Annotated in this window: 5 protein-coding genes and 1 tRNA gene; 2 read left to right on the top strand and 4 right to left on the bottom strand. The window is 53.4% G+C overall.

Annotation, left to right across the window (positions count from 1 at the left end):
* Positions 1-1361: FRG domain-containing protein (locus tag E6C51_RS09515; protein WP_190235769.1), on the top strand; the 1361-nt coding region annotated here is incomplete at its 5' end.
* 264 nt (positions 1362-1625) lie between these two features.
* On the opposite strand, the gene cysN is transcribed toward E6C51_RS09515, so the two are convergent.
* The 4 genes from cysN to E6C51_RS09495 all read right to left on the bottom strand — a co-directional run bounded on the left by cysN (position 1626) and on the right by E6C51_RS09495 (position 5562).
* The gene (cysN, locus tag E6C51_RS09510; RefSeq protein WP_190235768.1) at positions 1626-3101 is read right to left on the bottom strand and encodes a sulfate adenylyltransferase subunit CysN; all 1476 of its coding nucleotides are present in this window, start codon (positions 3099-3101) and stop codon (positions 1626-1628) included.
* Between the two features lies 1 nt (position 3102).
* Positions 3103-4059, bottom strand: coding sequence for a sulfate adenylyltransferase subunit CysD (gene cysD / locus E6C51_RS09505; protein WP_146936447.1), 957 nt, complete (start codon positions 4057-4059; stop codon positions 3103-3105).
* A 145-nt stretch (positions 4060-4204) separates the two neighbouring features.
* Positions 4205-4954: a phosphoadenylyl-sulfate reductase gene (locus E6C51_RS09500; RefSeq protein WP_146936445.1), complete on the bottom strand. Its 750-nt coding sequence runs from the start codon at positions 4952-4954 to the stop codon at positions 4205-4207.
* A 215-nt stretch (positions 4955-5169) separates the two neighbouring features.
* Positions 5170-5562, bottom strand: a complete 393-nt coding sequence (locus E6C51_RS09495) for a hypothetical protein (protein WP_146936443.1) — start codon at positions 5560-5562, stop codon at positions 5170-5172.
* Between the two features lie 257 nt (positions 5563-5819).
* On the opposite strand from E6C51_RS09495, the gene E6C51_RS09490 reads away from it, so the two are divergent.
* Positions 5820-5896, top strand: a tRNA-Pro gene (locus E6C51_RS09490).
* The last annotated feature ends 104 nt before the right edge of the window (positions 5897-6000 follow it).

Raw genomic sequence — 6000 nt, 5'->3', positions numbered from 1 at the left:
CACTCGATAAACCGTTCCAATCCGTGATCCTCTCCATAACGGGTGGATCATCTCAAGAATCCAAAAGTGGGCTGCTGGCAACAACAATATCGCGCCAAACATGCAGCTCCATATGCGATTCGCCTGCGACGATAGCGGAGAGCTTCAAACCAATTTCTGACGAGAGCCTCGCATTCCTCGCGGAACTTCCCGCATTGTTTATGAGCGAACTTGAGTTAGATCACCAGGGAAACGACATATTCCGTATTCGATTAGGCACTGTCTCAAACCTATCGATAATAGGAAGCGAAATTCGCTATACTTTCGAATTATTTGATAACTTCGGCGATGTAAAAGTTCCTAATCGAGAGGCTTTCCGCGAGGCTTTCAAGATGGGCTCATTAGAGCTTTATCGTACCCATTGGGCAGTTAAGTCAGCGGATTTGGCTGCAGCGTTGCAAACTGTTCTTCCGCAAATGATGCAAAATGTCAACGTTTACCCCACCCCAGAGCCGCCCCAGTCAGTAGAGCATGACGTAACGTTTGTTAGTACGCTTCAGGAATACATGTCGCATGTCCTCAATTTAAACGAATCAGATGGAGAAGAAATATTCTACCGAGGGCACTCAAATTTTAAATACTCCCTTGTACCATCGTTGTTTCGAAATAATAAAGCTGGCGCTTACACTCATCTCCCCAAAGAAGAAATAATGGTTCGGGAGATTTTAAGCGTGCAAGATGCTCAATTTGCAAATGACAGGTCAATGCTTGATAGACTGGTCCGAATGCAGCATTTTGGACTTCCGACTAGGCTCCTTGATATCACGTCAAATCCACTCGTCGCTCTTTATTTTGCCTGCTCTGAGGTAAAAAAGGATGATGACGGTAATGAGTTGGATGGGGAGGTTATAGTTCTCCGCGCGCAGAGCACTGATGTACTAAACTTTGATTCTGATCGAGTCAGTTGCATAACCAACCTAAGCTTAATGAAAGAGGAGGAAAAGAATATTATGGACCTCACCATGAGCAAGGAGGCTTTCAATGCCGAACCCGTTGTCATGAAACTCTTGCATTTTATCAAGCGGGAGAAGCCTTATTTCGAACCCCGCATCGAGCCATCCGACTTAGCGAAAATCTTGTTTGTAAGAGCCCGCCATACCCACGAGCGTATGATCTCCCAGTCCGGCTCTTTCCTACTATTTGGAAAAGACGCAATTTTGCCTGAAACTGGTTACGGCAGTCTCAGGATTTCCCGGATACGCATCAGCCAAAAATATACTATTCTTGCCCAACTAAACAAGCTTAACATTAAGGCTAGCAGCATCTATCCAGGAATCGAAAAGGCGGCGAGTGACATCGCCAAGAAGCACGAGATTATTTGAAATTCATGCTCACTTGGCTACTGCAAATATTATTACGGCTTACCTCATTGCAGGCTACCCGTAGGGACAGATGATGCCAATTTCAGCTCAAATTCAAAATCGACCAGAGTGACATCCGAAGTGCGAGTATGAAATCTACCAAAGTAGCTACCAATCCAATGAACTATTCCACTGCCCCATCTGCTCAAACAAAAGCCGCCTTGCGTTTGTCCAACGCATGGCGGCTTCAATGGACATCACCAGCCTATCACGACTGATGAAAAATTACCCTTCAATCCCATCCAGCAAATCGCGGGCCGCACCGGTCGTCACCCGGCGCATTTCCACCTCATCACGGCGCGAGGCCAGAAGCTCGGTGGCCATGAGCTGATCGGCGAGATCGGCAGGCAGCGACAGCAGCACACGGCTTTCGCCTGCTTTGAGGCCATCCACGTCGGAGCGCTTGGCGGTGATCATGCCACCGGCAACCGTGTTGTTGGTGTCGGGATCGATCAGGATGAAAGCACCCGTGGAGCGATTTTGCTCGTAAGGATCAAACACCGCCTTTTCGTCAAAAGCCAGTTGCACCTTGCCAATCGAGTTCATCGGCAGGTCTTCTGCCGGGCCCCATTTGCCGTTTTTCAGGTCCAGCTTTTGCACCGGCTTGACCTGCACGCGCTGGCGGCGCGAGCCGCTTTTCAACCAATAGCGCTTGTTGGGCACAATGCCATCGGGCTGAAGCGCGACCAATTGGGCATCAAAAGCGAGGCCAATCTGTGGCTCATTATCGAGCGAGACAATCATATCACCGCGCGACACATCCACCTGACGGTCCAGCACCAGCGTAATCGCATCACCGGCAACAGCGGCATTGCGCACCAGATCAAAGGTAACGATCTGCTTGACATTGGCAACCGCACCCGAAGGTAAAATCGCCACGCTATCGCCGGGCTTGACCGAGCCACCGGCAACCGTGCCCTGATAGCCACGGAAGCTCTCGCCCGGACGGCTTACCCGCTGCACAGGCAAGCGGAAACCGGTGGATTGCGCCGAACGCACGGTGGCCTTTTCCAGTGTTTCCACCAGTGTTGGGCCATCATACCACGGCATGGAGGCACGGCCGTCATACACCACGTTTTCGCCCTTCAGCGCCGACATGGGGATGGCGGTGATCTGGCGCACACCTAGCGTCAGGGCAATTTCCTTGAACTCATGCACAATCGCATCAAAACCGGCCTTGTTGTAATCGGTCAGGTCGATCTTGTTAACAGCCAGCACAAATTGCTTGATGCCCATCAGGGAGGCAATGGTCGCATGGCGGCGGGTTTGCTCCAAAATACCGGCGCGGGCATCGACCAGCAGCACGGCCAGATCAGCGGTAGAAGCGCCAGTTGCCATATTGCGGGTATATTGCTCGTGGCCGGGGGTGTCGGCGACGATAAACGAGCGCTTGTCGGTGGCGAAATAGCGATAGGCAACATCAATGGTAATGCCCTGTTCGCGCTCGGCCTGAAGACCATCCAAAAGCAGGGCGAAATCCGGCAGGCCGAGGTCGTTCTGCTTGCCGCTATCACGGCGAAGGGTGGCGGCCTGATCTTCCTTCACGGCTTTGGTATCCCAAAGCAGGCGGCCAATCAGGGTGGATTTGCCATCATCCACCGAGCCACAGGTGATGAGACGCAGCGGGCGCAGATCGCGGCCGACAAAAACCGGCTCGGCCTGAGGAAGTTCGTTGGCGAGGGCTGTAGCGCTTGCGGTCATCTCAGAAATATCCTTCGCGTTTTTTCTTTTCCATCGAGCCGGACTGGTCGCGGTCAATCGCGCGGCCCTGACGCTCGGAAACAGTGGCAATTTCAAGCTCGGCAATCACTTCATCCAGCGTGGTGGCTGTGGATGGAATGGCCCCCGTCAGCGGGAAGCAGCCGAGCGTGCGGAAGCGGATCATGCCCTCTTGCAGGGTTTCACCGGGCAAAAGCTCCAAGCGCTCATCTTCCGCCATGATCATCATGCCGTCGCGCTCAACAAACGGACGCTTGGCGGCAAAATACAGCGGCACCAGCGGGATGTTTTCCGCCTGAATGTAGCGCCAGATATCCACTTCGGTCCAGTTGGACAGCGGAAAGGCGCGCACGCTCTCGCCCTTGCGGATCATGCCGTTATAGACATTCCAAAGCTCCGGGCGCTGGTTGCGCGGATCCCATTTGTGGTCCGGTGTGCGGAAGGAATAGATGCGCTCCTTGGCGCGCGACGCCTCTTCATCGCGGCGCGCACCACCAAAAGCGGCATCATATTTGCCAGCTTCCAGCGCCTGACGCAGGGCTTCGGTCTTCATCACATCGGTGTGGTAGGCCGAGCCATGGGTGAAGGGCGAGATGTTTTCGGCCTTGCCACGCGGGTTGGTATGCACCACCAGATCGAGATCATAGAGCTTGGCCATTTCATCACGAAAGGTGATCATCTCCTTGAATTTCCAGCCGGTATCAATGTGCAGCAGCGGAAATGGTACACGGCCGGGATAAAACGCCTTGCGCGCCAGATGCAGCAGCACAGACGAATCCTTGCCGATGGAATAGAGCATCACCGGGTTTTCAAATTCGCCTGCCACTTCGCGGAAAATGTGAATGGCTTCATTTTCCAACGCCTTCAAATGCGGATCCAGCGGCGCGCGCGGCGACTTATCCTTGGAATGCGGGTCAAACTCGGACTGATGCAGATGCATAACTTGATTTCCAGATGCAGCCTGATCTCCAGACTGCGCGTGTGTGGCCGAAAGCTTTACGGACATGATTGCTTTTCTACCTTCTAGGAGATGCCCGTGGCCAGACAGCCAGAGCATTTTTCCCGTTTAACGGATGATTTCGCGATTAAAGAGAGCTTGAGTTGAGCGAGGGCACAGCCGCTTCCGGCACGTGCAATCCACACTCACGCTTCTCGTCGTTTTCCCACCACCAACGACCAGCGCGCTCTGGCTCGCCGGGCTTGATGGCCCGCGTACACGGCTCACAGCCGATCGACGGATAGCCACGGGCATGTAGCGGATTGATCGGCACTGCCTCGGCGCTGACATAAGCGTTGATGTCGTCCAACGACCAATCGGCCAGCGGGTTGACCTTGATCAGATTGCGCTCGGCATCATATTCGGCAAAGGGTGTGGTGGCACGATTGCCCGATTGGCTGCGGCGCAAGCCCGTAATCCAGACCGTGGCACCTTCCAGCGCCTTGGCCAGCGGCACAAGCTTGCGCACATGACAGCAGGCATGGCGCGCTTCAACACTTTCATAAAAACCATTCAGGCCATATTTGGCGGCATAAGCGTCAATATCATCCTGTTCAGGATAATAGCGCGCAATGGTTACGTCGAAACGCTCTTCGGTCTCTGCGATCAGGTCCAGCGTTTCCTTGAACAATCGGCCGGTTTCCAGCGTTGCCACATGGATTGCCACATTGGACAGACCAATAGCCGCCGTGATCACCTGATCTTCGATGCCAAGGCTGGTGGTAAAAACGGCACGGCCGCCCAGCCCTTCGACAAGCCGAAGGCGGTCAACCAGATCAAGTTCAGCCAGGGCCGCATCCAGCGTGGAGGCAGCCTGAACATTTTCATGCGATGTCATGGGCTTCTTTCCTGCTACTTTGCAGGAGTATCGCTGTTTTCAGCGGCTTCGAACAGGAATTGCCTTTCGCAAGCGGCAAGGACAGGAGCAAATATCTCTAAAAGCGGCGCGCTCTGGCGCATTTCCTGCCAATGATGCGTGCAACGCACCAAAGGCAAGACCCATTCGGCACGGCAAAGCACCGAATGGAAGGATTAAAAGATCAATAGAGGCGCTTACTCGCCACCGAGATAGGTCTCGCACCATGTTTTGCCATCCTGATAAGGACGGTCAGCAACGATCTTGATCGACTGGATCACATAATCCGACGACACCGTCAGGTTGACCTGGCAGCTCAGATATTGAGTGCGTGTGGCTTTCGACTTGCCATCAACGGCAACCTTGCGGTTTTTGAAGCCGCCGCGCCATGTGTAAACGGTGGAGCTGCCCGATTGTACATCGTTGATTGGCGGGCCAAACTGGGCAAAGAACTTTCCGGCAGGCTGGCCATTCCAGCGTGCTTCCACCGCATTCTTCTTGGCTTCAGGCATAATGCCGCCGCCCTGTGTTGTCGTGCAACCCGCCAGTGCCAACGCAAGGCCTGCCGTCAGCATGATCTTGAAATTCATCCGCTTTATCCTTGATAATCTCACTGAAGCGACCACCAATGGCGAAAGCTCCTGCCAGAACCCGCGCCATGCCGCTCTCTCTTTTGCCTTTAGCGCCAAAACATTAGCTTGGAAATCACCAAGTTTAAAACAGAGCCAAACTTGGCAAAAAACCCGCAGGATTGCGGCATCTAGGCCACGCTCAAATTTCTCACATTTTTTTGTTTCCCCCGCTTGCCACCTCAAATATCTTGGTCTATACCGCGCCTCACTGAAGACGGAGTGTAGCGCAGTCTGGTAGCGCATCTGGTTTGGGACCAGAGGGTCGGGAGTTCGAATCTCTCCACTCCGACCATTCACAATTCCCCAAAATTGTCGATTTTACCTTTTGCGAGCCGAATGCTTTTTGCGGCATTAGGTAGCAAAAACCACCAATTGTTGCTTAAAGGTTTGAACTAA

The sequence above is a fragment of the Gillisella terrae genome, from assembly GCF_004801395.1.
GTDB lineage: Bacteria > Pseudomonadota > Alphaproteobacteria > Rhizobiales > Rhizobiaceae > Allorhizobium > Allorhizobium terrae.
This window is presented reverse-complemented; position numbering and strand designations above follow the sequence as displayed.

Excerpts from the sequence above, each read along its gene's own strand:
- cysD (WP_146936447.1), bottom strand. The coding sequence starts at position 4,059 with ATGCATCTGCATCAGTCCGAGTTTGACCCGCATTCCAAGGATAAGTCG.
- cysN (WP_190235768.1), bottom strand. The coding sequence starts at position 3,101 with ATGACCGCAAGCGCTACAGCCCTCGCCAACGAACTTCCTCAGGCCGAG.
- E6C51_RS09495 (WP_146936443.1), bottom strand. The coding sequence starts at position 5,562 with ATGAATTTCAAGATCATGCTGACGGCAGGCCTTGCGTTGGCACTGGCG.
- E6C51_RS09500 (WP_146936445.1), bottom strand. The coding sequence starts at position 4,954 with ATGACATCGCATGAAAATGTTCAGGCTGCCTCCACGCTGGATGCGGCC.